We start from the raw sequence: 24860 nt of genomic DNA on the forward strand, positions 1-24860 counted from the left end.
AGTATTCAACGCAACGTTCGAAAAACCAGAATGCTTGACACACGCCAGCTTCGCTATTTCGCCGCCATCTTCGAACATGGCTCGCTCAACCGTGCGGCCGAGGAGTTGCGCGTGGCGGCCTCGGCGCTCAGTCATCATCTCAACCAGCTCGAGGGGCAGTTGGATACTCAGCTGTTTCGGCGCAAGCCACGAGGAATGGAGCCGACAGCCGCTGGCCTGCGGCTTTACGAACATGCCAGATCCATCCTCAAGGCCATTGAGGCGGCCCAGACAGATCTACGCAATTCCGAACGAAGGATCGCCGGACAGGTTGCTGTGGGCATGTCCTATTCCGGGGTTAAGGCCATAGGGCTGGATCTTCTATCGACGGTGCTGCGCGATTACCCGGCCGTGCGGCTTGTCCTCAGCGAAAGCCTATCCGGAGCGGCGCTGCCGCTACTCTTGGCTTCGGACGTGGACATGGCGCTGATCTACAACCCACCAGTCGATGCGACCCTACGTATTCAGCCCGTGCTCGAGGAAACCATGGTATGCGTCGGCCGCCCTGAAATCATCGGTGACACAGATGCACCGATCACCTTTGCCGAACTGCTTGAACTGCCGATCATCCTTGTGCGTCAGGGGGTATCGGCCCGAGCGATCATGGATGACATGACGCTTCTAAAGAAGATCGAAGCGCGCGCCATTCTCCAGATGAACTCGGTTCAGGCAATCGGGGGCGCGGTTGAGGCAGGGCTAGGCTGCGTTATCGGCACACAGCTTTTCATGCAGGAGCAGCTTGATCGAGGAACTGTTCGCGCAAGGCCAATCGTCTCTCCCACACTCTCCCGCACGCTTTATCTCTGTAATCTTGCCTCTCGGCCTCCCACATATGCAACCGAAGCGATCTGCGAATTGGTCCTTGAACTCGTGCAGCGCGCTGTCCGTGAAGGCCGATGGAATGCTCAATTGCTTCTCTGAGCACCGGCGAGAAACGCCAGAATACCTCTTGATTATTTGCCAGGAAAGGTTCGGTAGCGGATCAGGGAACTCGAACCCATAACGCGCGCATCATGATTTCCCCTGTTTTCAATGCCTTCGATCAGATCTGGTCAGATCATTCTCTATCTTCACGAGTTTCTTGATGTGATCTTTGGGTGTTAGAAGGCCGATGAAGCCGTTAGCACCAAAGAAGCAAGCATCGATCAGTTTGGACTCAATCAGCGTGATGAAAGGTAGTCGGCAGAAACATAGCCCTTTATCCCCGGCGCGTCCGTGAGCGAGACGCGACACCAGAGCTGACCCACTTCGGTCACACAGCCATGGCGATAGAGCGATGTTCCGTCAGGCAGGCCCAGGATCACGCGATATCCAAGCCCCGGCCCCGCCCGCAACTTCAGCATTTCGTCTGGCCCGGCGCCTTTGACCACAGTGTTGCCCATGGCCCCGTCTCCGCAGCTGGCAACAAGCATCAAAGCGACAATCATCGAGTAGCTGCTACGGAACATGATCTGACCTCGTTTGTTTTCCTACCAGTAGCCAGACAACGCGCCAAATCCTAGTCCAGGCTGTTGTCGTTCACGCTGCCAGCAGATCGTTCTGCATCTTCGCGAACATCTCGACATCATCTTCCGGGTTGTGGAACAGGTGTCCGTAGACGTCCATCGTCATGTTGATCGAGGAATGTCCCATCAGGGACTGGATCTTCTTCGGGGGCCAGTTCTGCTCGATGAAGAGAGACGCCGCAGCGTGTCGCAGGGCATGAAAGCTGAACTTCGGCTTGCCCGCGTCATCGACAATCCCGTTCTCGAGCAGAAGGGGCACGAAGACCCTGTTGTGGATATTCGAGTGGTTCTCGATGTTTCCCTTGCCGTTGGGGAAGACGAGGTTCAGTTCGCCACGCGCGCAGACCGACGTCCATGCCTTCAAGGTGTCATGCACGATCGGGGCCATCGGAATGCTCCGCTTGCTTGTGCGGCTTTTGGGCTTGCCCATCTCGTTGAAGCGGTCGGCACGCTTCTGGACGTGGATCAACCTGGCGTCAAAGTCGACGCAGTCCCACGTGAGCCACCGCAGTTCGCTGATCCGCATGCCCGTGAAGATGGCCGTGACGATCAGGGGACGGTGGCGGTCAGGGACATTGCCGATCATCGTTCTGATCTCGTCCTTGGTCGGGATGGTGCGTTCGTCTTCATCCCGCCGGTTCCGCTTGAGCTTTACGTCACGCGCAACGTTCCGGTCGATCCAGTCCAGTTGCATGGCCTTGTCGAGAGCAGAACGCAGACTTCCAGCACCTTGCGGGTCATGGCACGAGACAGGCCCTCATCCTGCAAATCATCCATGAATCCGGCGATGTCACCACGCGTCAGATCGGCGACCAGCAGAACCCCAATCTTCTTGTCAATGTGATGTTCTACATGCCCGCGATAGCTGCGAATGGTGGCACGTTCGAGGTTGTTGCGCTGACACTCTTTCAGCCAGGCTTCACATGCGTCCCTGAACCGCGCCGGGTTTGCCGGAGGCTCCAACTCCTGATTAGGATGGAGCATCATGAACAAGACAACGAACAAGTTTTCCCCTGAAGTGCGTGAACGCGCGGTGCGACTGGTCTTTGACAATGAGGGTCAGCACGGGTCGCGTTGGCAGGCGATTATGTCGATTGCGGCGAAGATCGGCTGCGCACCCCAGACCCTGAACGACTGGGTCAAGAAGGCCGAGGTCAATGGCGGCAAGCGTCCGGGCGTCTCCAGCGAGATGGCCGAGCGCATGAAGGCGTTGGAACGCGAGAACCGCGAGCTGCGCCAGGCGAATGAGATACTGCGCAAGGCGTCGGCTTATTTTGCGCTGGCGGAGCTCGACCGCCGGTCGAAGTGATGGTGGGTTTTATCAACGCGCATCGTGATGCGCACGGGGTCGAGCCGATCTGCAACGTGCTGCCGATCGCCCCGTCCACCTATTATGATCATCTGGCCAAGAGGGCCGATCCAACCCGGCGGTCGGATCGCGCGCGCCGGGACGAGACGATGCGACCAGAGATCCGGCGTGTCTTCGAGGAGAACTGGAGCGTCTACGGCGTGCGCAAGGTCTGGCACCAGCTGCGCCGCGAGGGCTTTACTGTCGCTCGCTGCACGGTCGCGAGGTTGATGAAGGATATGGATATTCAGGGCATTATCCGAGGCAAGCCTCACAGAACGACGATCCCCGACAAAAAGCAGCCCTGTCCGCTGGACAAAGTGAACCGCCAGTTCCGGGTGCCCGCGCCGAACATGCTGTGGGTCAGTGATTTCACCTACGTCGCAACCTGGAAGGGGTTCGCATATGTGGCTTTCGTGATCGATGCTTATGCTCGGAGGATCGTTGGCTGGCGCGTCAGCACCTCCCCTCACGCCGGTTTCGTCCTTGATGCATTAGAACAGGCGGTCCACGAACGTCGCCCGGTCAAAGGCATGGGGCTGGTGCATCACAGCGACCGAGGCAGCCAATACCTGTCCATCAAATACACCGAAAGGCTGGCAGAGGCGGGTATCGAACCTTCTGTGGGCAGCGTCGGCGACAGCTATGACAACGCCCTCGCCGAAACGATCAACGGCCTGTTCAAAGCTGAGGTCATCCACCGTCGCGGCCCGTGGCGCAGCTTCGAGGCCGTCGAATACGCAACACTCGAATGGGTCGACTGGTTCAACAACCGCCGCCTGCTCGAGCCTATCGGGAACATCCCGCCCGCAGAAGCCGAAGCAAACTTCTACGCAGCTCTGGAAACTGAACCCGTGGCCGCGTAACTAACGTCAATCAGCCTCCGGCAAACCCGGCGCGGTTCATCCCGGACGGTTTTGATACTTCTGCTCATGAGGGTTTCCTTCAGGCTATGTTGCTGTGATCATTATACAACATCGGGTCACGTCCGTCGGGCTGTTTCCCTGTCAGGACTGCAGAAAGTTCAGATTTCGTCATGGGTTGTTGACAGCGTGAGCAGAGTCGGTGAATTACATTCCGTGATATTTTGGAATGTAATGAAACATGACAAACACAAGCTCCTCATTCAGAAGTGTAATCGTCTATTACGGTGATCTGGCGAAGGTGAAGCAAGACGTTCTACTGAAGACTGCCGATGTCAGATCCCAGATCGTGAGCCTTTCGGTATACGAGCAGTTGGCAGGCATCACTGTCGGCCACCGCAACGTGCTCAGCAGGCAGCCCGGTGATGAGCACGTCATACCGGAGAGCACGCTTGCTGAAATCCTGAAGACCAACCCGGCAGGAAAAGGCGTCATCATCGAGGACTTCACCCGCCTGATCAGTTCCGCGCACTCGGGTAGTATCGGAAAGCAGCTTGAGTTCCTTGCTGCCCACTTGCCAGAGATGTTCAGCATCCGGCAACACAACACGATCCTTGGCATAGGTGCAGTCGGGTTGTTCCGTCTCGCCAGCATAGAAGCGGCCAAGCGGTTAGACAGAAGCTCAAAGGCGAAGAAGGCTGCTGCAAGCAAGGACCCGGATGAGAGCAAAGCAGCTTCACGAAAGGCCAACGCAGCCAAGACTGCCCTCGCCCGGCGCAAAGCCGTTAATCTGAGGCAGAAGATAGACAAGATCAGGGACAGCCTGCCCGACAACGATCGATCCAACCTCGCTGCCCTCGCCCGACAACTGAATGAAGCTGGCATACCAACACCTTCAGGCAGAGGCAGGTGGCAGACAATAACGGTATCACGGGTGCTGCAGACCGCAGCAGAGCATGACAGGCAACGAGAAGAACTGAGACAGAAGCAGGAAGCGAGGAAGCAGAAACGTCTGCAGATGACAAACCGACCACTTGCCGAAGCGTAATGCTCTGACACACTGTGAAGAGTGCACGCAAGAGATAGGCCAATACAGAGACCATAGCCCCTGCAAGGATATGAGGGTCTGGAACTTATCCTCGGATCCAGCAGCCCTGTCCGTGCATGAAAGGCTGGAGAGAGGGGTCTTGCCCAGACGGAGCTTTTTCCAAGAATTCGCCTTCGCGCCTTTATTTAGTAAATAAGAAGAAGAGTAAGTTATAGATTATTCAGCTATATGCGTTCAGGTCGATCAATGGTCTCAGCAGCTTTCGATCCGTTAAAACCTTCTGCACCGATCGCCCGGGCTGTGGCTGATACGGTTCAACGATGTAACTGATGCTGGGTGCCGGCTCGTCTTTGGGCCAAACTGGACGTTCCCTGAATGCCAGTGGGATCTCTATCTTTGCCATGTGACAGGCTTGTCCTCGAGTTGAACCATTGGCCGCCTGATAGTTCAGATCAGTCGGATGGGCAAAAGGTGGCATCTGCCATACCTTGGCATGGGATCAGCGCATCATGCCACATACAGATCGGCCGCCGTCGATAGGGAAAGGCAAGCGCCTCGCCGAAAGCCGTTCACCCTTGGAACTCCGAAGTCCTAGAGAGAGGTGTATGCCTGATAAGGCCTTGGCGGCAGGAAAATCAGGATCGGTATCGGAACCTTGGAGAGAGCGGTCAGCGGCGGCTCAGGACAGCTAGGAACACCGGACAATGCTGCATCTATGCACCACGCAGAAGCACCGAAGCCCAAAACCCATATGTAACCCCTACGTAAACCCTACGCGAAAACGCTGTTCTCCGTAGGGGTTTGTCGCCTGCAAAACCGAACTCATTTGCCGCGGGCAGCCCAAGTGTTGGAGCGCGGGAAAAGCACCGTCGCCAACAGCCTGAACCGATCCGCTCGCCACCCGCGGACCCCAGCGATCAGACTATCACTGTGCATGAGACACACTTGCACAGGAGATGCACATGACGACCATCAGCCCCACCGCGATGATGCTTGCGGACGCTATCGAAAAATCCGAACTGACCCAGCGTGAGATCGCCGATCGTGTCGGCTTCAAGAACGCCAATATCATCTCGATGCTCAAGACCGGTGAAACTCGTGTCCCGCTGGATAGGATCCCTTCGCTGGCCCAGACCCTGGGTATGGACGAACGCCTGTTTCTGATGATTGCGATCGAGGAGTATCATCCCGGCGTTCATGAAGTTCTGGTCGATGTCCTTGGCCTTCCGCTTTCGGATGCCGAACTTGGGATCCTCACGATGTTCCGTATGGCCAGCATGCGGGACGAGATCGAGGTGGAGGGCCCCTTCAAGCAGGCTCTGGAAGGACTTCTGGCTTTGGCGGCAAAGGCGGCCTGATATGGCAAGCGGCGAATTGAGAACGCGATCTGCACGCACTTGCCAAGCATTGAGCATCACACGTCGGCTTTGGCATCTGCACGACCCATTGAGTGTCACGCCCCGAGGATCCGCAACAAGCGAACGACAATGGCCATGTACCATGGCGCTACATAGCGCAGTCTCGGGGTCTTGGCCTCGGATGCGGAAACGATCTTGTTGACGATCGACACTGTCGATTTGGCTTCGATCCAGCGCAGGGTCCTGGTGGAGTCAGACTTCATGGTCTCGATCTGACTCGCCGAAAAGATGGAACTGTTGTCCATCCATTCAAACCGGCTGCTCCACAATCTTTGATTAAATCCAGTATGGAACGCTCCAGGCTCTATCACCGAGACGTGGATACCCTTGCCCAGAGTTCTCATTTCGGAACGCAAACCGGAGGCGGCGGCCGAAAGCGCAAACTTCGTCATTCCGTAGGGCATCAGGAACGGGAAAGGAATCCGTCCGACAGCCGAGCTGATGAAGATGATAGTTCCGCCGCCGCGTTCAATCATCGTTCCAATGGCAATCTGCGTCAGTTCCAGCGACGAGAACAGGTTGACTTCAAACAGTCTCCGCACCCGGTCGATGTCGATTTCGGCCAGAGACCCAGACTCGCCTTGCCCGGCGTTGTTGATAAGGACATCGATATCGAGTTCGGCGATCTTCGCCCGGTCTTGCGGGTCCGTGATCTCGAGCCTGAACACTTCGGCATCGCCGCCCAACGCGTCTCGCAAAGAAGCGACCTCTGCGTCATGATGCGTTGTGGCATAGACTTTGTGCCCGCGCTCGACGAGGGCTTTGGCGGTGTCCCTGCCGATGCCCGTTCCGGCACCGGTGATCAGGATGGATTTTCTGAATGAGTCGGCTTTCATCCTTGGTTTTTGCATCCCCATGGTCGCGCCCTTAGCTGGTGTGCGCTTCTTTTGCCTTCATATGTCAAGATTGATGTGCGCGTGGCGCCGATGTCCACAGGATCACCACCCCCCACATAAAGAAGCCCAACTCGACAACGGTCGAAACGATGGTCATAGCGTCCATTGTGCCGTTGATGAAAGCAGGTATGCGGCTGAGAATGAGCAGCCAAAAGACGACCAGCACGGCGCGGATGTAGTTTTCCTCACGCAGCATGACGCACCTATGCCAGAAGTTCGCGGATGGAATGCTGATCAGAATTGACCGGCAAAGTGATCAAGGTCCCGTCGTTGGCCATCCGGATCTCGCCGCTGTAGACGGCGCGCGCATCCCGCAGGAACGGATTGATCAGGATATCGGGCACTGGGGGAAGAACATGGGTGATGAGCAGCACCGGCACACCGGCTTCGCGGGCAACGACCGCGGCCTCATCGGGGCGAATATGGGATTCCTGAATATCCTCGGCCACGGAAGACAGATTGTTGTCCAAGTCTTCTCCGGCCTCGGCGACCCATTGTGACATCTTGTGGTTCAACGCGTCGCTAACCATCACGTCAGCCCCCCTTGCGTGGTGAATCAGGCTGTCCGAGTAAATGGTATCGCCCGTGATCATGATGCTCCGGCCCTTGTAATTCACCCGGAACCCGACGGCCGGAACCACCGGGGGATGGTCGACGTTGAAAGCAATGACCTGAACATCGCCGGATTCGTAGACAATGGCGCTCGACATCAGGTCCGTGCCCAGATCGAAGGTATGCGCCACACCGCCAAATCCGTTCGGGGGCATGACGTCTGCACCGTGGTGCGAGACGCGATAACTGCGATCCAGCCGATACGCGGCCAGGAACCCGGCCACGATCTCTTCGACGCCGGGGGGGCCGTAGATGTTCAACGGCTCGGAGACGCCGGACATGGTCCAATGCTGAAGCATGAATTCGCCCAGATCGCTGATATGGTCCGAGTGGAAATGCGTCAGAAACAGCGCACTGACCGAACTGATGTTCAGCCCGGTCAATGCAAGCTGACGTGTGCTGCCGGGCCCAGTGTCGAACACCAGAAACTGGTCGCCCGCGATTACCACGGTTTGTGGGCCGACGCGTTTGGGATCTGGGAGGGGCGCACCGGTGCCTGTCGTAATGACGTGCAAGGCGTCCTGAGCGAAAAGATCCTCGGTTCGGTCAATTCCAACCCCTGTCGCAATGAGACGCTGGATCGCCGTGTCCGGTAGATTGTTCATGAAATGCGCGGCCCCAGCCACCAGCAAACCAGAAGCGCCAAGTCCCGCGCCAGTCAAGATATCCCTACGCGAGAGACCGATGGAGGATGCTTCCACTTGGGAACTCGCCTCAGTTACTGGTGGACGGGTCTTTCGTTTGTCATTGGTCATGATTGTTACCAACTTGGATCTATGAGTTTTCGAATGCCATCGGGTCAGCCCCCCGCTGCCAGCAACGCGAGCAACTTCTGTGCCGTTTCGCCCGACGAATTCTGGTTTTGCCCGGTGACAATGTTGCCATCGACGGCGACATACGTAGCGAAGAAGTCACGGAACGCGGAGGCGCTGACAAAGTTTGCGCCTTGGGCCCGAAGTTCCCTCTCGGGATGTTGCGGGGTGATTCCGATCCCCAGTTCGTCGACCTGCTTGTCGGTAACACCTGTCATGGTGCGCCCCTCGACCAACGGGCTTCCATCGATATCTCGTGCCATCAAGAATCCCAGAGCGCCGTGGCAAACCGAACCCAGCAAGATGTCTGCGGCGTAGGCCTGTGTGATTGCTTCGCCCAGTTCGTGACTGGTGCCGAGGTCATAGGCCGCGCCCCAGCCGCCCGCCATGAAGATGATGTCGTATTGTGTGACATCGATGTCAGCGATCTTGAGCGAATTGGTCGTTTTGTTCCGGGCGTCGGCATCGGCCATATAGCGATAATCAGCGGCGGTCGCGAGGGGCCAACGCAGGCTGATCGGTTCAAAGGGGATTGCGCCGCCTTCGACACCGGCGATATCGACCGCCATGCCGGCGTCCAAGAATTCGTAATAGGCGATTGTCAGCTCCGACCCATAAACACCCGTTGCCACACCATCCTCGGGATCGCCGAGCGCGTCATGATTTGTCGCAATGATAAGTGCCCGTTTCCCGGCAAGGTCGAATTCCCGCCGCTCATAGTGCGGGTGAAAGCCGATAGCGCTCAGGATTTGCGTCAGGAATACGAGGATGAGGGCAACCGACAGTGTCAATATTCCTGCCGCGATGGCCAGTTTCTGTCTCATGGTTTACCTTTCAATATCATTACAGCCACGGGTTTTTCATTTGGCCGCCGCCGCTTCGAGTTCGGTACGGGTCATGACTCCGTCGTCGTTCCGGTCGGCTTGACGGAACAGGGGTGCCGGTCCATTTACGAATTCGTCCCGGCTGATCCGACCGTCGCCGTTTGCGTCGAGATCGGTCACCTCGGCCAAGAGCCTTCTGGCGCGCGCAGCAGCAAAGCGCGGGAAGTCGTCGTCGGTCAGATAGCCGTCGCCATTGCGGTCGATCCGTGGCCACCGGGCAATCTGAAGATCGCGGTATTCGACGATCGAAATTACGCTATCTTCATCGGCATCGATCCGGTCGAAATCAGCCAGAACCTGCCGGATCGGCTCTGCCGACTGTGCAGAGACAGGACCGGCAGCAAGCAAAACGGTTGTGAACAGCAGGATTGTTCGGAGCATTTTTCCCTCGGCATACGCAACTCTTCTTCGATCAACCATGCAGTGAAAATACGAGTGCGACATTTCAAGGTTGTTTCAGATGTCCACCCATGTGTGTCAAAAGATGACAGGGCGCGCCCGTTGACACATCTTGCAACAACCCGGCACTGCCCACCAAAGGGCAACCGTGGTAATGACGATAACATGAACGCCAAACCGGACCGCGTGATCGTCGTCGACGACGACCCCGAACTCCGCGCGCTGTTGCGCCGGTTCCTTACCGAGCACGGCTTTGACACCCGAGCCGTGGACGGTGGCAGCGCGCTTGACAGGGAACTATCGCGGACCACGGCAGATGTCATCGTTCTCGACCTCATGATGTCGGGCGAAGACGGCCTGGCCATCTGCAGGCGCCTGCGTGCGGCGGCCGACATGACGCCGATTGTGATGCTGACGGCGAGGGGTGATCCGATCGACCGCATCATTGGGCTCGAGTCCGGCGCGGACGACTATCTGCCGAAACCCTTCGAGCCCCGCGAACTGGTTGCACGTCTCTCGGCTGTGCTCCGACGGACGCGGGGTCAGATCGACACGTCTACGGATGAAACCGTCACCCTCGGGTCGCTTGAGATCAACCTCTCGACCCGGACGGTTATGCGCAATGGCGCGGCACTGAAGCTGTCCAGCCGGGAGTTCGGCCTTCTGGCGGCGCTGGTGCGCAGCCGTGGTCGCCCGCTCAGCCGGGCGCAGTTGATCGACCGCGCGCTTGGGCGCGACGCCGAAGTCACGGACCGCGCCGTGGATGTGCAAATCGCCCGGCTGCGGCGCGCAATCGGCGATGGGGCAGGTGACGCCGAACTGATCAAGACGGTGTGGGGCGTGGGCTACGTCTTGGTATCCGACGGTGCTTGATTCCCTCCTCAAACAGAACATCGCCGTCCTTGCGACCGCAATCCTGGGCGCGCTGCTGGTCTCGCTCGTGCTGATCTTTGGCCTTGTCCTGCGTCCCCAGATCGAACGGTCGGCTGCGGATACCGCACAGGTGTTCCGAAGCCTCGAGTTGTCATTCAGGCAGATGGACCCGTTTCAGCAGATCCACTTTGCCGAAGCCCTTCGCGCGGGTGAAGCGCCCAATGTCCTCGTTGCCGACACCGCGCCTGCAGACGCGAACTTGCAGCGCAGCTGGTTGTCTAATTACTTCCTTAGAGTGTTGTCGGACCGGCACGGGATTCGGGACACAGCCGTTCTCATTGATGCCGAGGGCCGGGTCTGGGCTCGTATGGTGACAGCGGACACGCCCTATTGGCTGTCGCTCAAGGCCTTGCCGGCAATCGATCCGGTCGCAGGTCTTGCGCTCGCGTCCGGGATTGCCCTGCTCGCCGCCCTTGCCGGCGGTATCGCGCTGCAACGCCGGATCTCCCTGCCGCTGAAGCACCTCGAGGAGTCCGTTGGCCGCATGTCCAAACCGTCAGACGCCTATCGCAGCGATATAAAGCGTCCTCGGGAAATCGCTGCGGTGTCCAGAGCCCTGACCGACATGTCCGTGCGCCTTCGGGCGGCCGAGGTCGACCGTGCGTTGATGCTGGCGGGAATCAGTCACGACCTGCGCACGCCACTCACGAAGCTGCGCCTGACCTTGGCGATGCTAAAAGATGCTGACCCCGACCTCGTCGCAGGGGCCGAGCGCAACGTGATCCACATCGAAAGCATGCTGGGCCAGTCTCTGGATTTTGCCCGCGGATTCGAGGCGGAGGAAACGAGGGCGGTCCAGTTGCGGCCCTTGTTGCTGCAGGCGATCGAGGCCTGCGCTGAACCCGAAGTTGTTGTCCTCAATTCACCAACGGACGCCGTAATCCGGGTGAAGGAGGTGGCCTTGCTCCGGGCCGTGGTCAACCTTCTAACCAATGCGCAGAGGTACGGCAAATTTCCAATCGAACTGAGCGCCCAGATTGGCGACGGAAACCTCTCAATCAGCGTGCGAGATGCAGGGCCTGGCATATCGCCTACGGAAACGCGGGAGCTGATGCGCCCCTTTGCCCGGGGCAATGCCGCTCGCGGCGGAGAGGGGATGGGGCTTGGGTTGGCTATTGTCGCTCAGGTTGCCACGGCGCATCGGGGCACCCTGGAGTTCGAACAAGGCGCAGAGATGTTCACCGTCCACCTGCGCATTCCGCAGGTCATCGTTTGTGAATGAGCTGGACCACGCGAAGCTACTGAAGGCTCATCGCGGGAAAGGACTGACAAGAAACGACTTGTGGCGAATGCAGGCTTGACCCGAGGACCCCCTCCGCCAACGCGACCGGGATCGAGCTCGCAGCCCGCATCCGTCCGCTTTCCGCCCATAGCGCCACAGGCAGCTAGGCTCCAGACCCATTAATCCGCTTGAGGCTGTCAAGCTTGCATAATTCAAACTCCCAAATTCTGGGGGCATTATGAGCAATCTTTACTGGCTGACGGACGAACAAATGGCGCGGCTTCGGCCACAGATGAAAACGGCCGCCCGATCAGCTTCTTCATGAGCGCAGGCGAGACCAGCGATTATGCTGGTGCAGCGGCATTGCTGAACAGCCTTCCACCTGCGCAATGGCTTCTGGCCGACAGAGGTTATGAGGTGCCCCCCGAAAACTGGACAATGACGTAAGCTCGGATTTGCTGTCTGCTGATCTTCACCACGAAGGAGATCGAAGATGTCGAAACGAAAGCAGCATGCCCCTGAGTTCAAAGCGAAGGTGGCGCTGGAAGCGCTGAAAGACGAGGCGACCGTGTCGGAGTTGGCGAGCCGGTTCGGCGTGCATCCAACGATGATCAACCAATGGAAACGGGCGCTGCTGGATGGCGCGTCCGGTGTTTTTGAACGGGGAAGCCGCAAAGCGCCGGTGATCGATGAAGATCAGGTCCGGGATTTGCACGCCAAGATCGGGGAGCTGGCGGTGGCCAACTCTTTTTTGGAAAGAAAGCTCAAGCCCTGGGGCGGGAAGTGAGGCGCGGTATGATCGAACGCGACCATCCGGACCTGTCCATCGGCCAGCAGTGCGCACTGCTATCGATCCCGCGGTCGTCATTCTACTATTTGCCGCAGGGAGAGACGGAGCAGAACCTTGCGCTGATGCGGCTGATCGACGAACAATTCCTGGAGACCCCGTTCTTTGGTGTTCGGCAAATGACCTGGCACCTGCGCAACGATGGCCATGCGCTGAACGAGAAGCGCATCCGTCGGCTGATGGGGTTGATGCCGATCTACCAGAAACCCAACACCAGCAAGCCGACGAAAGGGCACAAGACTTACCCCTATCTGCTGCGCGGGCTGCGTGTGGACAGGCCAAACCAGGTCTGGTGCGTGGACATCACCTATCTGCCGATGCGTCGCGGGTTCCTCTATCTGGTGGCAATCATGGACTGGCATACCCGGATGGTTCTGTCGTGGCGGATATCGAACACGCTGGAGGCCGACTTCTGCGTCGAAGCGCTGAACGAGGCGATCTATCGGTTCGGACCGCCGGACATTATGAACAGCGATCAAGGATCTCAGTTCACATCCTTCGCCTGGACAGACCGCCTACGTCGGTCGGGCATCCGCATCTCGATGGACGGCAAGGGTCGCTATCTGGACAACATCTTCATTGAGCGGCTGTGGCGAACCCTGAAATATGAGTGCGTCTATCTGCATGCCTGGGAGACCGGATCGCACGCACGCGCCGGTGTCCGCAACTGGATGGAGTTCTACAATCACCGCCGCCCGCACAAAGCCCTTGGCGGCCGACCACCAGCAGTGGTCTACTCACTGCAAATCGAAGCAACCCAACCCGATCAGCAGGAGCAAATCAGAGCTTAAAAAGCGCCAGATACTGTCCAAGGAATGGGGAGCACCTCAAACCAAGTCTCGGATCTCGCTCCTTTACTGTTAATAGAACAAAGACTACCGAGACATGATGCGCTGGACCGATCGGGTCAGTGCTGACGGTAAATACGAATGTCTTCTTCCCGCCCTTCGCGTGGCCGGCGGAGACTTAGACCTTTCCGGCCCAAAGCGGCAGTTGGATTCGGCTCCGAGATGCAGCGTTTCTTGGTCAGGACCGGACATTCGCTACAGATGCGAAAGCGAAATATCGTCTATCAAGGCCGTGCCGAGAGTTTCGGCATCCTGCGCGTATCAAGCTCGACCCGCTGCTCTTTTGGTCATCAAAAGATCGGAGCCGACGCAAAGGAGCGCCAGTGCTAGCGTCCCCCAAAGGGCAAGCGCCCCGCCGCCCAGCGCCGGCGCGGGCAATACGGACAGAATGCCGACAAGGGCGTAGGCCCATCTCTTCACACCCGTCAGCGGACCCAAAAGCTGACCGACAAGGGCGCCGGACACGATCCAGACACCCAGAACTAGCCGGCCAATCTCCACGATGATCACGTCGATACTGCCAGACAGAAGGATCGCGGGCTCGAAGACGAACACGAAAGGCACAATGATCGCGGTCCATGACAGCCCGACGGCGCTGACGGCCGTGGCCACGGGCGGTGCCTTGGCTATGACGGAAGCAGTAAATGCGGCAATCGCAACAGGCGGGGTGACCATCGACATCATCCCGAAATACATCACGAAGAGATGCGCGGCCATCGGTTCGACCCCCATCTCGATCAAGCTGGGCGCAATCAGCGTTGCCAGCAGGATGTAGACTCCGACCGTCGGCATTCCCATGCCGAGGATAACCGAAAGAACCGCCGACATGAGCAGCAAAAGGATCAGGCTGCCATCGGCGAATTCGATCAGCGACAGCGTCAGGGCAAAGCCCAGCGAGGTGATGTTCAGCACACCGATGATGATTCCAGCGGCAGCCCCGATCAGGACGATATCCACCACGATCTGGCCTGACCCGCACAGGGCTTCCCACAAAATGCGCGGGTTCAGCCCTTGCCCCTCGTAGCGCAGGAACAAGCCAAGCGGCAAAAGCGACAGGGTGGCCCAGAAGGCGGCCTCACCCGGCTGCAAGCGCCACCAGAACAATGCCGCGATCAGCACGGCAAACGGGATCAGGAAATACCAGCCCCGTCGGAAGACGAACATACCCTGCGGGATCCGCTCGGACGGGATAGCTGCGATCCCGTCGCGCACGGCGATCAGATCGACCTGGACGAAGACCGCAAAGAAATAGATCAGCGCAGGCACCAATGCCGCCAGCATGACTTCGGCATAGCCGACTTGCAGCAACTCGGCCATCAGGAAGGCGGCGGCGCCCATGACGGGGGGCATGAGCTGTCCTCCTGTCGAGGCCACAGCTTCGACAGCCCCAGCGATGCGGTTTCGAAAGCCGGCGTCCTTCATCAGGGGAATCGTGATGACCCCTGTGGACGCCACGTTGGCCACGGCACTGCCCGAGATTGACCCGAACAGGGCCGAGGCGACGACCGCGATCTTCGCACTGCCGCCACGGTAGCGACCCATGGAGGCCATCGAAAGATCGGTAAAGAAGCTGCCACCCCCCGCCGCCGTCAGGTAGCTGCCAAACAGGACGAACATGATGACCACAGTCACCGTCACCATCAGGGCCATCCCCAACATGCCGTTGCTGTCCATGGCAAGGTAGACGATCAACCGGTCAAGCGCGACCTGCCGCCCTTGCAGGTCACCGGGCACAAGATGTCCGAGCAAGGCGTAGGCAAGAAAGAGGACCACGACGAGGGCAAGGAAGTTTCCCGTCGCGCGCCGTAGCGCCTCAAGCACAAGAACTATCAGGACCGCCCCAGCGACCGTGGCATCGAGCGGCCGCAGATACAGAGTTTCGAAAATCCGGCCATACGTCACAGCGGCATAGGCCGCCGCGGCAAAACCAAGCACAGCGGCAAGGATGTCATATGCGGGAACCTTGCTGTCCTGTCCGCGCTGACCGCCCTTAATGGACAGGGTCAGGAAAGCAAGAGGCAGTGTCAGCGCCAGGATTGCCATCAGCACCTGCTCTGCGAACAGTGCCAGCCCAAGCGTGCGGAAAAGCTGCATCGCCCAGGCCATCGCAAGAAGCGGAAGGGCTGCCGAAAGGCTTGTGACGATGACGTTTTTCATGATCCTTCCACCCCGATCCCGTTTTACGGCAGCAACCCGATTTCCCGGTAGAAGCGGATCGCGCCGGGATGCATCTCGATCTTCAGGTCGGGCGCCATGTTCGCGGGATTGAATTGCGCGAATTGCGGTGCTGCGGCCTTCAGGGTCTCGGCATTGCCATGGATGAGCTTTGTCACCTCATAGACCATGTCTTCGGGGGTATTGTCGCCGGCGAGGATCACGAAAGGGCCAGCGAACATGCCGGTCGGCTCGGTTATTCCGACAAGGCCTTCCGCGGGCGCGACGGTTTCAATGTAGCTGCCTGGCGCCTTGGCGACAAGCACAGCCTGTGTGGCGTCATCGGTGGCGATCGGCAGGAAACGGATGCCCCCGACTGATGCATCGGCCTGAAGGAGCGCCCCGGAGCCGAGCGAGAACAGACCTGCATCGACATTGCCCGCTACGAAGTCCTCCACGCCGCGGTCGCCCGAGGGAACCGGCACGCCTTGGACATCGTCCAGCGTCATCCCTGCCGTCGCGAGGATCGCCTCCTGCATCGTGTGTAGGACGCGCTGCTTTGTGAACTCGCTGGATACGCGCTTTCCCTTCAGATCTTCAAGGGTGAGGATATCGGAGTCCGCCTTCACGAAGAATCCGACATTCAGATTGTAAAGCGAAGCGACCATTTTGACGCCCGGCTGAGGGTTGTCCTTGAACATCGCCGCCCCTTTTTGTGCGAAGAACAGGGACATCGAATTCGACACAGAGAACTCCATCTCGCCGGTGTTGACGAGAGGGATGGTCACGACCGGCCCCCCCTGCGGAATGACCCGCATCCTCATAGAGGAGTTTTCGGAAACCACCTTGGCAATCGCCGCAGCGGTCGCATAGGCGGCAGAACCTTGGGGGTTCGACGCGATGCCCACAGTCTGGGCCGCGGCGGAGAACGCAGTGCCGAGCGCGAGGGCTGCGGCAAGCAAGGCGGTAGTCTTCAATCGCAGTGTCATGGCGGATACTCCCTGTCTGGTTTGTTTTCTGGTTAAGTCAAAGGCTGATTGACATGAGGTCACGGGCGATCTGCAGCGGGCCGGAATAGGCCTCGCGAATATCCGCAATGACCTGGTCGATCAGTTGCGGCCCCATGATCTCGACCGGCATGTGCTGCGCGGCGAGTCTCTTGACGATCGGGTTGGTGCTGTCCCAATGCCCGATATGCGTGGCGATCAGATGCTTTACACCGGCATCCCTGGCGATCCGCCCCAGTTCACGCGGACTGGTGTGCGAGAATGTGCCGATCCCGTTGCTGGCTCGGAATGCAATCGCGGCTTCGGGAAAGGTCGCTTCATGGATCAGCAGATCCGCATTACGGGCGAAGTCCACCATCTGCGGAAGCGCCTTAGTGTCGCTACTGAACACGAGTGTCTTACCACCGCTTTCCAGCTTCAGGCCGAAACATCCGCAGATATCGGGCGGGATGTGTTCGACCGGCATCGCGGTGACCTTGACCTGTTCGTTTTCGAACGCCAGCCCGGACGACAGCGGGCGAACATCGGGGCGCAGAACCTCCAGATTGCCTTGGCGCTGCGCGTATTGGGCCCTGGCGCGGATATCCACATCGAACGCCCCGCCCTGGAACAGATTGTCAACCATGGATTGGGTGCCTTGCGGCCCATAGATGACCGGCGCACCTTTTCGCCCGCTCATCCAGCTGCCGATCACAAAGACCGGAAGGTCGGCAACATGGTCAAAGTGCAGATGCGTCAGAAACAGCGCCTCGACCGAGAGCGGGTCAATGTTCGCGGCGATCATGTTGCGTGTTGCGCCGGTCCCGATGTCGAGCAGATAGGTCTTTTCGTCGATTTGCACCGCGATCGCGGTATGAGCGCGATCGGGGTCGATCAATGCGGCGCCAGTTCCCAACAAGGTAATCTTCACAGGATCGACCTCCATTATGAGTATTTGCACATACTATGCACATACTATACACATATTAATAAATACGATTCGCCGCAAACGGAGATTTCTGATGAAATTGCTTGAAAGACTGAGGCAGCCCGGAGGGGCGGGTGAGGCTTTCCGTTTTTCCGATTATCCCATGCACTATTTCGCCGCTATTCAACGCCGGAACCAAGTCAACCTTGAGCGCGAGTTGGAGAAGATCGACATCACACCGATCGAATGGCGCGTGATCGGCGCGCTACATGAGCGCGGTGGGCTGACTGTCAACGACCTGACCGAAATCACGGTCTTCGACCGTTTCAAGGTCAGCAGGTGCTTGAGCCGGCTGACCGAGCGGGGGCTTGTGAACGAATGTCAGACCGACTTGGACAAGCGCCGCAAGCGTTCGGTTCTTTCTGATGCGGGTCTTGAGAAGTTTCGCGCCGCGGTCGCCATCGTCTCGAAAGTTTACCTGGTCAACCTTGACGGCATCTCCGAAGAGGAACTGGAAACGCTGATGCGACTGCTGCAGCGGATCAAAGACAACGTGCACCGAGTCGAGAAGTATTAGCCGACTTTGTGATCCAACAAGTTTGGGATCGGATCCCCAATTGCGTCTCATAGCAAAGCTGGTCGTCGCCCTTGATCAGCGGGATAGGGGTTTCCCTTGCGTGTGGGTGCGGTTGATTAGTGGGGCTACCAAGGACCGCTTTCCGCTAGAGGTTTTGACTGATCGTACGCGCAGCGAAGGTCCGCTTTCCGGCCATAGCGCCCAGGAAAGGCAGAACAGCATACGACACAAGCCGGCACTGAGCCTTTGAAAGGCTATGCTTTCAGGCTGAGGTATCAGGACCAGCGATCAGAAGAAGTTTGTTAGGAAATGCTTGGTAGCGGAGGAGGGACTCGAACCCCCGACACGCGGATTATGATTCCGCTGCTCTAACCAACTGAGCTACTCCGCCGAAGCGAGTTGCGCTTTACGAAAGCGCGGGTGGCCCGTCAAGGGCCAAACAGCAACACGCACCTTCTTTGCGGAAAAAGCGACAGCTTAGCGGCCCGGGCATCAGACCATGCCACGCCTGCAGAACGCGGCCCAAGATTGGGCCTCCCTTCCCAAAATGCTTAAAAATTAGTCATTGCGGGAAAAAAATAGGCGAACCCTTCGAATTGCCCGCCTGAAACCATTGGGGTCTATGTCTCTCGCGCATACGGCCCGCCATGATCCGTCCGTTATCGAAGCGTGACTGTCGGCACATGCGCCGCAGGGCACGCAACCAAGCGAACCAAGGGAGGCGGCCATTCTGGACGCTGTGCAGATTCTACCGCCTGCCAGTTGCGCCGGCCCGCCACGCGCAGTGGGCACGCTTCTTCTGCAATCGAAGCATCGGACGGACAATGCCACATCGGTATTGGGCGATCTGCGGCATTCGGGCTGCCTCAAGGCGCTGTTCCCGCGTGGACCGGCGGATCGCCTGAGCGCGGTTCTGGTCAATACATCCGGCGGGATCACGGGTGGCGACGACCTGCGCGTCGAGGCGCGGATCGGCGCGGGTAGCCGGCTGAGCCTGACCACGCAGGCCGCCGAACGCATCTACCGCGCCAGCGGCACCGCACCCGGTCGCGTCAGCACACGCGTCACGGTCGAGGCCGGCGGCAGGCTGGACTGGTTGCCGCAAGAGACGATCCTTTTCGATGATGCGCGCCTGGACCGCAGGCTCAGGGTCGATCTTGCCGATGATGCGCAGTGCCTGCTGGTCGAAACGCTGGTCTTTGGCCGGACCGCCATGGGCGAACATGTCGGAAAACTGGACCTGTCTGATCGTATTTCCGTCTGGCGCGATGGGCAGCCCCTGTTCATAGACCGGACGCGCCTTGGCGGAGACGCCTCGGCGCTGTTGCGCCGCAGCGCCCTAGGACAGGGTGCGGTTGCGGTAGCCTCTGTCCTTCTGGCGACGCAGGCCGGCAGCAGCGCAGCGCCCGCCTTTCTTGAACGGTTGCGCCCGCAGCTGCCCGCGCAGGCTGGCGCTTCGCTGATCCGGCCGGGCCTGCTGTTCCTGCGCATGACGGCGCGTGACAGTTTCGAACTGCGCCGGAGCCTGATCCCGGTGCTGGCACTGCTGAACGATGGGCCCCTGCCCCGAACATGGATGATCTGAGATGAACCTGACCCCGAGAGAAAAAGACAAGCTGCTGGTCGCCATGGCCGCCGAGGTGGCGCGCAAGCGCCTGGCGCGGGGGGTCAAGCTGAACCATCCCGAAGCGATCGCCCTGATTACCGATACCGTGGTGGAAGGTGCCCGCGACGGCCGCTCCGTTGCGGACATGATGCAGGCGGGCGCGCAGGTGATCACCCGCGCCGACTGCATGGAGGGCGTGCCCGAAATGATCCACGAGGTGCAGGTCGAAGCGACATTTCCCGACGGCACCAAGCTGGTGACCGTCCACAATCCGATCCGCTGAATGGCACAGGACACAGGTACAACGAAGGGACCGCAATCATGTTCAAACGACTTTTCACCGCCTCCTTGCTGACACTTGCCGCCAGCCCTGCGCTGGCCCATGTCGATCCGGTCGCCCATGGCTCGGTTGCGGCAGGGTTCACGCATCCGATCTTTGGCGCCGATCACGTGCTGGCGATGGTGGCCGTGGGGCTTTGGGCCGCGATGCTTGGCGGACGGACGATCTGGGCCGTGCCCATGGCCTTTGTGGGGGCGATGGTGCTTGGTTTCGTGCTGTCGTTGGCGGGAATTCCGCTGCCGATGGTCGAGCCGATGATCCTGACCTCGGTCATCATCATGGGTGTTCTGGTGGCGATGGCCGTTCGCCTGCCGCTGACGGCAGGCATGGCGGTAGTTGCCGGGCTGGCACTGTTCCATGGCCATGCCCATGGCACCGAGATGGGTGGCGCAGGCGCGCTGGCCTATCTGCTCGGCTTCGCCACGTCCACGACCCTGCTGCATGGCGCGGGCCTGCTGCTTGGTCTGGGTCTGGCGCGGCTTGCACAGGGTGCTGCACTGCGTGGGATCGGGGGGACGGTGGCCGCCCTTGGCACCGCGCTTGTGGCCTTTGGTTGAGGGGGCTGCGATGATCCCCGGCGAGCTTTTCCCCACATCCGGCGACCTGACCCTGAACGCAGGGCGCGAGGCAATCACCCTGATGGTGGCAAATACCGGCGACCGCCCTGTGCAGGTGGGCAGTCACTATCATTTTGCCGAAACCAACCCCGCGCTGGATTTTGACCGCGCCGCCGCGCGCGGGATGCGGCTGGATATCGTCGCCGGCACCGCCGTGCGGTTCGAACCTGGACAGCGGCGCGAGGTGCAGTTGATCCCCTATGGCGGGGATCGGATCGTGCAGGGTTTCAACCAGGCGGTGATGGGGCCGCTCTAGGCCCTGCCGCAGATATCATTCGTCAAAGGATCGAACCGATGCCCGTCAAGATTTCCCGCCCCGATTATGCCGCCATGTATGGCCCTACGACCGGCGACCGGCTGCGGTTGGCCGATACCGACCTGATCATCGAGGTCGAGCGTGACCTGACGGCGCTGGCCGTGGGCAGCGCCATGAGCGGCGGCAGCGGGCCGAACGCCGCCATCTACGGCGAAGAGGTCAAATTCGGCGGGGGCAAGGTGATCCGCGACGGGATGGGGCAAAGCCAGGTCACCCGCGCGGGCGGGGCGGTGGACACGGTCATCACCAATGCGCTGATCGTGGACTGGACGGGTATCTACAAGGCCGATGTCGGCCTGCGCGACGGCCGCATCCACGCGATCGGCAAGGCGGGCAACCCGGATACGCAACCCGGCGTCAGCATCATCGTTGGGCCGGGGACCGAGGTGATCGCGGGCGAGGGGCGCATCCTGACGGCGGGCGGCTTTGACAGCCATATCCATTACATCTGTCCGCAGCAGATGGAGGATGCCTTGCATTCCGGCGTGACGACCATGCTGGGCGGTGGCACCGGCCCCGCGCATGGCACCCTGGCCACCACGGTCACGCCTGGCCCCTGGCACATGGCGCGGATGTTGCAGGCGGCGGATGCCTTTCCGATGAACCTGGCCTTTGCGGGCAAGGGCAATGCCTCGCGCCCCGCCGCACTCGAGGAGCAGATCCTGGCGGGTGCCTGTGCGCTGAAGCTGCACGAGGATTGGGGCACCACACCCGCCGCGATCGATTGCTGCCTGTCGGTCGCCGACGCCATGGATGTGCAGGTGATGATCCATACCGACACGCTGAACGAAAGCGGTTTCGTGGAGCACACGGTGGGGGCACTGAAGGGCCGCACGATCCACGCCTTCCACACCGAAGGCGCGGGTGGCGGTCATGCGCCCGACATCATCAAGATCTGCGGGCTGCCGAATGTCCTGCCATCATCCACCAACCCGACCCGGCCCTTCACGGTCAACACGGTGGATGAACATCTGGACATGCTGATGGTCTGCCATCACCTGGACAAGTCCATCCCTGAGGATGTGGCCTTTGCCGAAAGCCGCATCCGGCGCGAGACGATTGCGGCGGAAGACATCCTGCACGACATGGGCGCGTTCTCGATCATCGCGTCCGACAGCCAGGCGATGGGCCGGGTGGGCGAAGTGCTGATCCGCACCTGGCAGACCGCCGACAAGATGCGCAAGCAGCGCGGCCGCCTGCCCGAGGAGACGGGCGAGAACGACAATTTCCGGGTGCGCCGCTATATCGCGAAATACACGATCAACCCGGCCATCGCGCATGGCATATCGGCCCATATCGGCAGTATCGAGGTGGGCAAGCGCGCCGATCTGGTGCTGTGGAACCCGGCCTTCTTTGGCGTGAAGCCCGAAATGGTGCTGATGGCGGGTACGATCGTTCTGGCGCAGATGGGCGATCCGAACGCTTCGATCCCGACGCCGCAGCCGGTCTATTCGCGGCCCATGTTCGGGGCTTACGGGCGGTCGCTGGAGCATAGCGCCGTGACCTTCGTGTCCGAAGCGGCGCAGGCCGACGGGGTGCGCGCCAAACTGGGTCTGGCCAAGCAAACACTGGCCGTGACGCACACACGCCAGATCGGCAAGGCCGATCTGAAGCTGAACACGGCCACACCTCATATCGACGTGAACCCCGAGACCTACGAGGTGCGCGCCGATGGCGAGTTGCTGACCTGCGAGCCAGCAACGGTGCTGCCGATGGCGCAGCGCTATTTCCTGTATTGATCCGAAAGGCCGATCCGATGTCCCTGCCCCATACCCATCATCTGACTCGCGCCGCCGATCTTCCGCCCGCGACGGATCAGTGCCTTCTGACCTATGATGCACGCTTCCTGCGGCGCAAGCGGTTGGAGACGGTGACGGGCGCCCCCTTCCTGGTCGACCTTGCGCAGACCGTATCGGTGGACCAGGGCGACGGGTTCATCCTGTCGGACGGGCGCGTGATCGCGGTGCAGGCCGCCGCAGAGGCCCTGCTGGAGGTGCGCGGCGCGGATCTGGTGCGGCTGGCCTGGCATATCGGCAACCGCCATACCCCCTGCCAGATCGAAGCGGACCGCCTGCTGATCCAGCGGGACAAGGTCATGCGCGACATGCTGGCCCTGCTGGGGGCTGAGGTGGCCGAGGTGACGGAACCCTTCACACCGGAAGGCGGGGCTTATGGCCATGGCCGCACCCATGGTCACAGCCATGGCGATGCGCATGGCAACCCAGTTTCGGATGGGCATACGCATGCGCATGGTCACGATCACGGTCATGAACATGGTCACGACCATCATCATCACGCGCATGAGCATTGAGATGATCCCGACGCCCCATCTTGTGACGCTGATGCAATGGCTGTCGCCCGCTTATCCGGTGGGGGGGTTCAGCTATTCCCACGGGCTGGAATGGGCCGTGGGCGCGGGCGATGTCACCGATGCCGCAGGCTTTCAGGAATGGCTGGCGGACATCCTTGAATATGGCACCGGCCGCAACGATGCGATCCTGCTGGCCGCGGCATACCGGGCCCCGGACGCAGCGGCCTTGCGCGACGTGGATGCCGTCGCCCGCGCGCTTGCGCCCTCGGCCGAACGGTTGCTGGAGACAACGGCACAGGGGGCGGCCTTCGTGCGCACGACCGCAGACATATGGGCAATCGACCTGCCGACGCTGTGCTATCCGGTTGCCGTTGGCAGGGCTGCCGCCCTCATCGGTGTGGGGCTGGAACAGGTGCTGCCGCTTTATCTGCATGGCTTTGCCTCCAACCTGACCGGTGCGGCGATGCGATTGGTGCCGCTTGGCCAGACCGAAGGACAGCGCGTGCTGGCCGCGATGACCCCGCTCTGCGATCTCTTGGCGCAAGAGGCATTGGCCGGCGATGGTCTGGACGATCTGGGCGGCTGCGCCATCCTGGCCGATATCGCGGCGATGAAACATGAAACCCAGTACACAAGGCTTTTCAGATCATGACTTCACCCCATGGCCCTTTGCGGATCGGCATCGGCGGTCCTGTCGGCGCAGGCAAGACAACCCTGACCGCAGCCCTGTGCCGCGCCTTGCGTGATGACTATTCGGTAGGTGCGATCACCAATGACATCTACACCCAGGAAGACGCCGAGGCGCTGATGCGGATGCAGGTCCTGCCCATGGACCGCATCATCGGGGTGGAAACGGGCGGTTGCCCCCACACGGCCATCCGCGAGGATGCCTCGATCAACCTGGCGGCTGTCGCGGAAATGCGCGCGCGCCACCCCGAGGTCGAGGTGGTCCTGATCGAAAGCGGCGGTGACAACCTGTCGGCTACCTTCAGCCCTGAACTTGCGGACCTGACGATCTATGTGATCGACGTTGCGGCAGGCGAGGAAATCCCGCGCAAGGGCGGGCCTGCGATCACGCGGTCCGATATCCTTGTGATCAACAAGACCGATCTTGCCCCGCATGTTGGCGCCTCGCTCGAGGTGATGGAGCGCGACGCGACAAGGATGCGGGCGGGGCGACCCTTCGTCTTTGCCTCCCTGCGCAGAAGCGAGGGGCTGGATGATGTCGTGGGTCTGATCAAGAACATCGGCGGCCTCTGATCCTGTCCGCCAAAGGGAAAGGGACATGCCGATCAGCCTTGGTGTGACATCGGCCGAACGAAAGGCCGAATGAACCCCATGCGGCCTCCCT

General features: G+C 60.1%; 27 protein-coding genes, 1 tRNA gene, 1 pseudogene and 1 other annotated feature. Of the genes and pseudogenes, 17 read left to right on the forward strand and 12 right to left on the reverse strand.

Annotated elements, in window-relative coordinates; genetic code table 11:
- Positions 1-30 precede the first annotated feature (30 nt).
- Positions 31-960 carry a LysR family transcriptional regulator gene (locus ACMUJL_RS08815; RefSeq protein ID WP_416914222.1) on the forward strand — a complete coding sequence of 310 codons (930 nt, stop codon included), beginning with the start codon at positions 31-33 and terminating at the stop codon, positions 958-960.
- 239 nt (positions 961-1199) lie between these two features.
- Here the strand turns inward: ACMUJL_RS08815 and ACMUJL_RS08820 are convergent, their stop codons facing one another.
- The 3 genes from ACMUJL_RS08820 to ACMUJL_RS08830 all read right to left on the reverse strand — a co-directional run bounded on the left by ACMUJL_RS08820 (position 1200) and on the right by ACMUJL_RS08830 (position 2531).
- Positions 1200-1466: an SH3 domain-containing protein gene (locus ACMUJL_RS08820; protein ID WP_375573962.1), complete on the reverse strand. Its 267-nt coding sequence runs from the start codon at positions 1464-1466 to the stop codon at positions 1200-1202.
- Between the two features lie 91 nt (positions 1467-1557).
- Positions 1558-2238: a tyrosine-type recombinase/integrase gene (locus ACMUJL_RS08825; protein ID WP_416914223.1), complete on the reverse strand. Its 681-nt coding sequence runs from the start codon at positions 2236-2238 to the stop codon at positions 1558-1560.
- Complete coding sequence (locus tag ACMUJL_RS08830; RefSeq protein ID WP_416914442.1) at positions 2196-2531, reverse strand: hypothetical protein; 336 nt, start codon at positions 2529-2531, stop codon at positions 2196-2198. Before ACMUJL_RS08830 ends, ACMUJL_RS08825 begins: the two co-directional genes overlap by 43 nt.
- Between ACMUJL_RS08830 and ACMUJL_RS08835 the strand changes: the two genes are divergently transcribed.
- The 3 genes from ACMUJL_RS08835 to ACMUJL_RS08845 all read left to right on the forward strand — a co-directional run bounded on the left by ACMUJL_RS08835 (position 2530) and on the right by ACMUJL_RS08845 (position 6161).
- A protein-coding gene (locus tag ACMUJL_RS08835; RefSeq protein WP_375568893.1) for an IS3 family transposase occupies positions 2530-3758 on the forward strand; the annotation gives its coding sequence in 2 pieces (ribosomal slippage) (positions 2530-2818 and positions 2818-3758; 1230 coding nt in all). The two genes, ACMUJL_RS08830 and ACMUJL_RS08835, sit on opposite strands and share 2 nt — an antisense overlap.
- Positions 2811-2927, forward strand: a sequence feature (AL1L pseudoknot). (Overlaps the previous gene by 117 nt.)
- Before the next feature lie 238 nt (positions 3759-3996).
- On the forward strand, positions 3997-4803 hold the full coding sequence (locus tag ACMUJL_RS08840; protein ID WP_375568891.1) for a hypothetical protein: 807 nt from the start codon (positions 3997-3999) through the stop codon (positions 4801-4803).
- Positions 4804-5765: 962 nt separating this feature from the next.
- Positions 5766-6161, forward strand: a complete 396-nt coding sequence (locus ACMUJL_RS08845) for a helix-turn-helix domain-containing protein (protein WP_375568889.1) — start codon at positions 5766-5768, stop codon at positions 6159-6161.
- Between the two features lie 95 nt (positions 6162-6256).
- On the opposite strand, the gene ACMUJL_RS08850 is transcribed toward ACMUJL_RS08845, so the two are convergent.
- The 5 genes from ACMUJL_RS08850 to ACMUJL_RS08870 all read right to left on the reverse strand — a co-directional run bounded on the left by ACMUJL_RS08850 (position 6257) and on the right by ACMUJL_RS08870 (position 9845).
- Positions 6257-7057 carry an SDR family NAD(P)-dependent oxidoreductase gene (locus tag ACMUJL_RS08850; protein ID WP_416914224.1) on the reverse strand — a complete coding sequence of 267 codons (801 nt, stop codon included), beginning with the start codon at positions 7055-7057 and terminating at the stop codon, positions 6257-6259.
- A gap of 64 nt (positions 7058-7121) precedes the next feature.
- A complete protein-coding gene (locus ACMUJL_RS08855) occupies positions 7122-7313 on the reverse strand; it encodes a hypothetical protein (protein WP_375568885.1) in 192 nt (63 codons plus the stop codon).
- A 7-nt stretch (positions 7314-7320) separates the two neighbouring features.
- A complete protein-coding gene (locus ACMUJL_RS08860; RefSeq protein WP_375568883.1) occupies positions 7321-8484 on the reverse strand; it encodes an MBL fold metallo-hydrolase in 1164 nt (387 codons plus the stop codon).
- A 44-nt stretch (positions 8485-8528) separates the two neighbouring features.
- Positions 8529-9365 carry a type 1 glutamine amidotransferase domain-containing protein gene (locus ACMUJL_RS08865; protein ID WP_375568881.1) on the reverse strand — a complete coding sequence of 279 codons (837 nt, stop codon included), beginning with the start codon at positions 9363-9365 and terminating at the stop codon, positions 8529-8531.
- A 36-nt stretch (positions 9366-9401) separates the two neighbouring features.
- Positions 9402-9845, reverse strand: a complete 444-nt coding sequence (locus tag ACMUJL_RS08870) for an EF-hand domain-containing protein (protein ID WP_416914225.1) — start codon at positions 9843-9845, stop codon at positions 9402-9404.
- 144 nt (positions 9846-9989) lie between these two features.
- On the opposite strand from ACMUJL_RS08870, the gene ACMUJL_RS08875 reads away from it, so the two are divergent.
- The 4 genes and pseudogenes from ACMUJL_RS08875 (at position 9990) to ACMUJL_RS08890 (ending at position 13617) form a co-directional block, all read left to right on the forward strand.
- Positions 9990-10697: a response regulator gene (locus ACMUJL_RS08875; protein WP_375568877.1), complete on the forward strand. Its 708-nt coding sequence runs from the start codon at positions 9990-9992 to the stop codon at positions 10695-10697.
- On the forward strand, positions 10690-11979 hold the full coding sequence (locus ACMUJL_RS08880) for an ATP-binding protein (protein ID WP_416914226.1): 1290 nt from the start codon (positions 10690-10692) through the stop codon (positions 11977-11979). The genes ACMUJL_RS08875 and ACMUJL_RS08880 overlap by 8 nt, the downstream gene beginning before the upstream one ends.
- Before the next feature lie 261 nt (positions 11980-12240).
- A pseudogene (locus ACMUJL_RS08885) lies at positions 12241-12396 on the forward strand (IS5/IS1182 family transposase); the annotation flags it as partial.
- 76 nt (positions 12397-12472) lie between these two features.
- Positions 12473-13617 (forward strand): IS3 family transposase gene (locus tag ACMUJL_RS08890; RefSeq protein WP_375568873.1). Its coding sequence is split into 2 segments (ribosomal slippage): positions 12473-12725 and positions 12725-13617, totalling 1146 coding nucleotides; the frame shifts between segments, so codons are not numbered across the junction.
- Positions 13618-13935: 318 nt separating this feature from the next.
- Here the strand turns inward: ACMUJL_RS08890 and ACMUJL_RS08895 are convergent.
- Genes ACMUJL_RS08895 through ACMUJL_RS08905 form a run of 3 tightly spaced genes read right to left on the reverse strand, consistent with a single transcriptional unit; the run spans position 13936 to position 17745 of the window.
- A complete protein-coding gene (locus ACMUJL_RS08895) occupies positions 13936-15831 on the reverse strand; it encodes a TRAP transporter permease (RefSeq protein ID WP_375568871.1) in 1896 nt (631 codons plus the stop codon).
- A 23-nt stretch (positions 15832-15854) separates the two neighbouring features.
- Positions 15855-16817 carry a TAXI family TRAP transporter solute-binding subunit gene (locus ACMUJL_RS08900; protein WP_416914227.1) on the reverse strand — a complete coding sequence of 321 codons (963 nt, stop codon included), beginning with the start codon at positions 16815-16817 and terminating at the stop codon, positions 15855-15857.
- A 37-nt stretch (positions 16818-16854) separates the two neighbouring features.
- Positions 16855-17745 carry an MBL fold metallo-hydrolase gene (locus tag ACMUJL_RS08905; RefSeq protein ID WP_375568867.1) on the reverse strand — a complete coding sequence of 297 codons (891 nt, stop codon included), beginning with the start codon at positions 17743-17745 and terminating at the stop codon, positions 16855-16857.
- 91 nt (positions 17746-17836) lie between these two features.
- Here ACMUJL_RS08905 and ACMUJL_RS08910 point away from each other — a divergent pair, with 91 nt between their 5' ends.
- Positions 17837-18319, forward strand: coding sequence for a MarR family winged helix-turn-helix transcriptional regulator (locus tag ACMUJL_RS08910; protein ID WP_375568865.1), 483 nt, complete (start codon positions 17837-17839; stop codon positions 18317-18319).
- A 314-nt stretch (positions 18320-18633) separates the two neighbouring features.
- Here the strand turns inward: ACMUJL_RS08910 and ACMUJL_RS08915 are convergent.
- A tRNA-Met gene (locus ACMUJL_RS08915) sits at positions 18634-18710 on the reverse strand.
- 393 nt (positions 18711-19103) lie between these two features.
- On the opposite strand from ACMUJL_RS08915, the gene ACMUJL_RS08920 reads away from it, so the two are divergent.
- Genes ACMUJL_RS08920 through ureG form a run of 8 tightly spaced genes read left to right on the forward strand, consistent with a single transcriptional unit; the run spans position 19104 to position 24769 of the window.
- Positions 19104-19904, forward strand: coding sequence for an urease accessory protein UreD (locus ACMUJL_RS08920; protein ID WP_375568863.1), 801 nt, complete (start codon positions 19104-19106; stop codon positions 19902-19904).
- Between the two features lies 1 nt (position 19905).
- The gene (locus tag ACMUJL_RS08925) at positions 19906-20208 is read left to right on the forward strand and encodes an urease subunit gamma (RefSeq protein WP_068293667.1); all 303 of its coding nucleotides are present in this window, start codon (positions 19906-19908) and stop codon (positions 20206-20208) included.
- Positions 20209-20246: 38 nt separating this feature from the next.
- Positions 20247-20822, forward strand: coding sequence for a HupE/UreJ family protein (locus tag ACMUJL_RS08930; RefSeq protein ID WP_375568861.1), 576 nt, complete (start codon positions 20247-20249; stop codon positions 20820-20822).
- Between the two features lie 10 nt (positions 20823-20832).
- Entirely contained in the window at positions 20833-21138 is a 306-nt protein-coding gene (locus ACMUJL_RS08935; protein ID WP_375568859.1) for an urease subunit beta, read from the forward strand.
- 38 nt (positions 21139-21176) lie between these two features.
- Positions 21177-22937, forward strand: a complete 1761-nt coding sequence (gene ureC / locus ACMUJL_RS08940; protein WP_375568857.1) for an urease subunit alpha — start codon at positions 21177-21179, stop codon at positions 22935-22937.
- A gap of 17 nt (positions 22938-22954) precedes the next feature.
- A complete protein-coding gene (locus ACMUJL_RS08945) occupies positions 22955-23509 on the forward strand; it encodes an urease accessory protein UreE (RefSeq protein WP_082896399.1) in 555 nt (184 codons plus the stop codon).
- Position 23510: 1 nt separating this feature from the next.
- Entirely contained in the window at positions 23511-24161 is a 651-nt protein-coding gene (locus ACMUJL_RS08950) for an urease accessory protein UreF (RefSeq protein ID WP_375573960.1), read from the forward strand.
- On the forward strand, positions 24158-24769 hold the full coding sequence (ureG, locus tag ACMUJL_RS08955) for an urease accessory protein UreG (protein WP_068293679.1): 612 nt from the start codon (positions 24158-24160) through the stop codon (positions 24767-24769). Before ACMUJL_RS08950 ends, ureG begins: the two co-directional genes overlap by 4 nt.
- Positions 24770-24860 lie beyond the last annotated feature (91 nt).

The sequence above is a fragment of the Seohaeicola sp. genome, assembly GCF_048006315.1.
Classification (GTDB): Bacteria; Pseudomonadota; Alphaproteobacteria; order Rhodobacterales; family Rhodobacteraceae; genus Seohaeicola.

Excerpts from the sequence above, each read along its gene's own strand:
- ACMUJL_RS08865 (WP_375568881.1), bottom strand. The coding sequence starts at position 9,365 with ATGAGACAGAAACTGGCCATCGCGGCAGGAATATTGACACTGTCGGTT.
- ACMUJL_RS08850 (WP_416914224.1), bottom strand. The coding sequence starts at position 7,057 with ATGAAAGCCGACTCATTCAGAAAATCCATCCTGATCACCGGTGCCGGA.
- ACMUJL_RS08930 (WP_375568861.1), top strand. The coding sequence starts at position 20,247 with ATGTTCAAACGACTTTTCACCGCCTCCTTGCTGACACTTGCCGCCAGC.
- ACMUJL_RS08870 (WP_416914225.1), bottom strand. The coding sequence starts at position 9,845 with ATGGTTGATCGAAGAAGAGTTGCGTATGCCGAGGGAAAAATGCTCCGA.
- ACMUJL_RS08840 (WP_375568891.1), top strand. The coding sequence starts at position 3,997 with ATGACAAACACAAGCTCCTCATTCAGAAGTGTAATCGTCTATTACGGT.
- ACMUJL_RS08925 (WP_068293667.1), top strand. The coding sequence starts at position 19,906 with ATGAACCTGACCCCGAGAGAAAAAGACAAGCTGCTGGTCGCCATGGCC.
- ACMUJL_RS08825 (WP_416914223.1), bottom strand. The coding sequence starts at position 2,238 with ATGCAACTGGACTGGATCGACCGGAACGTTGCGCGTGACGTAAAGCTC.
- ACMUJL_RS08815 (WP_416914222.1), top strand. The coding sequence starts at position 31 with ATGCTTGACACACGCCAGCTTCGCTATTTCGCCGCCATCTTCGAACAT.
- ureC (WP_375568857.1), top strand. The coding sequence starts at position 21,177 with ATGCCCGTCAAGATTTCCCGCCCCGATTATGCCGCCATGTATGGCCCT.
- ACMUJL_RS08910 (WP_375568865.1), top strand. The coding sequence starts at position 17,837 with ATGAAATTGCTTGAAAGACTGAGGCAGCCCGGAGGGGCGGGTGAGGCT.
- ACMUJL_RS08900 (WP_416914227.1), bottom strand. The coding sequence starts at position 16,817 with ATGACACTGCGATTGAAGACTACCGCCTTGCTTGCCGCAGCCCTCGCG.
- ACMUJL_RS08860 (WP_375568883.1), bottom strand. The coding sequence starts at position 8,484 with ATGACCAATGACAAACGAAAGACCCGTCCACCAGTAACTGAGGCGAGT.
- ACMUJL_RS08855 (WP_375568885.1), bottom strand. The coding sequence starts at position 7,313 with ATGCTGCGTGAGGAAAACTACATCCGCGCCGTGCTGGTCGTCTTTTGG.
- ACMUJL_RS08945 (WP_082896399.1), top strand. The coding sequence starts at position 22,955 with ATGTCCCTGCCCCATACCCATCATCTGACTCGCGCCGCCGATCTTCCG.
- ACMUJL_RS08845 (WP_375568889.1), top strand. The coding sequence starts at position 5,766 with ATGACGACCATCAGCCCCACCGCGATGATGCTTGCGGACGCTATCGAA.
- ACMUJL_RS08830 (WP_416914442.1), bottom strand. The coding sequence starts at position 2,531 with ATGATGCTCCATCCTAATCAGGAGTTGGAGCCTCCGGCAAACCCGGCG.
- ACMUJL_RS08875 (WP_375568877.1), top strand. The coding sequence starts at position 9,990 with ATGAACGCCAAACCGGACCGCGTGATCGTCGTCGACGACGACCCCGAA.
- ureG (WP_068293679.1), top strand. The coding sequence starts at position 24,158 with ATGACTTCACCCCATGGCCCTTTGCGGATCGGCATCGGCGGTCCTGTC.
- ACMUJL_RS08935 (WP_375568859.1), top strand. The coding sequence starts at position 20,833 with ATGATCCCCGGCGAGCTTTTCCCCACATCCGGCGACCTGACCCTGAAC.
- ACMUJL_RS08895 (WP_375568871.1), bottom strand. The coding sequence starts at position 15,831 with ATGAAAAACGTCATCGTCACAAGCCTTTCGGCAGCCCTTCCGCTTCTT.
- ACMUJL_RS08950 (WP_375573960.1), top strand. The coding sequence starts at position 23,511 with ATGATCCCGACGCCCCATCTTGTGACGCTGATGCAATGGCTGTCGCCC.
- ACMUJL_RS08820 (WP_375573962.1), bottom strand. The coding sequence starts at position 1,466 with ATGATTGTCGCTTTGATGCTTGTTGCCAGCTGCGGAGACGGGGCCATG.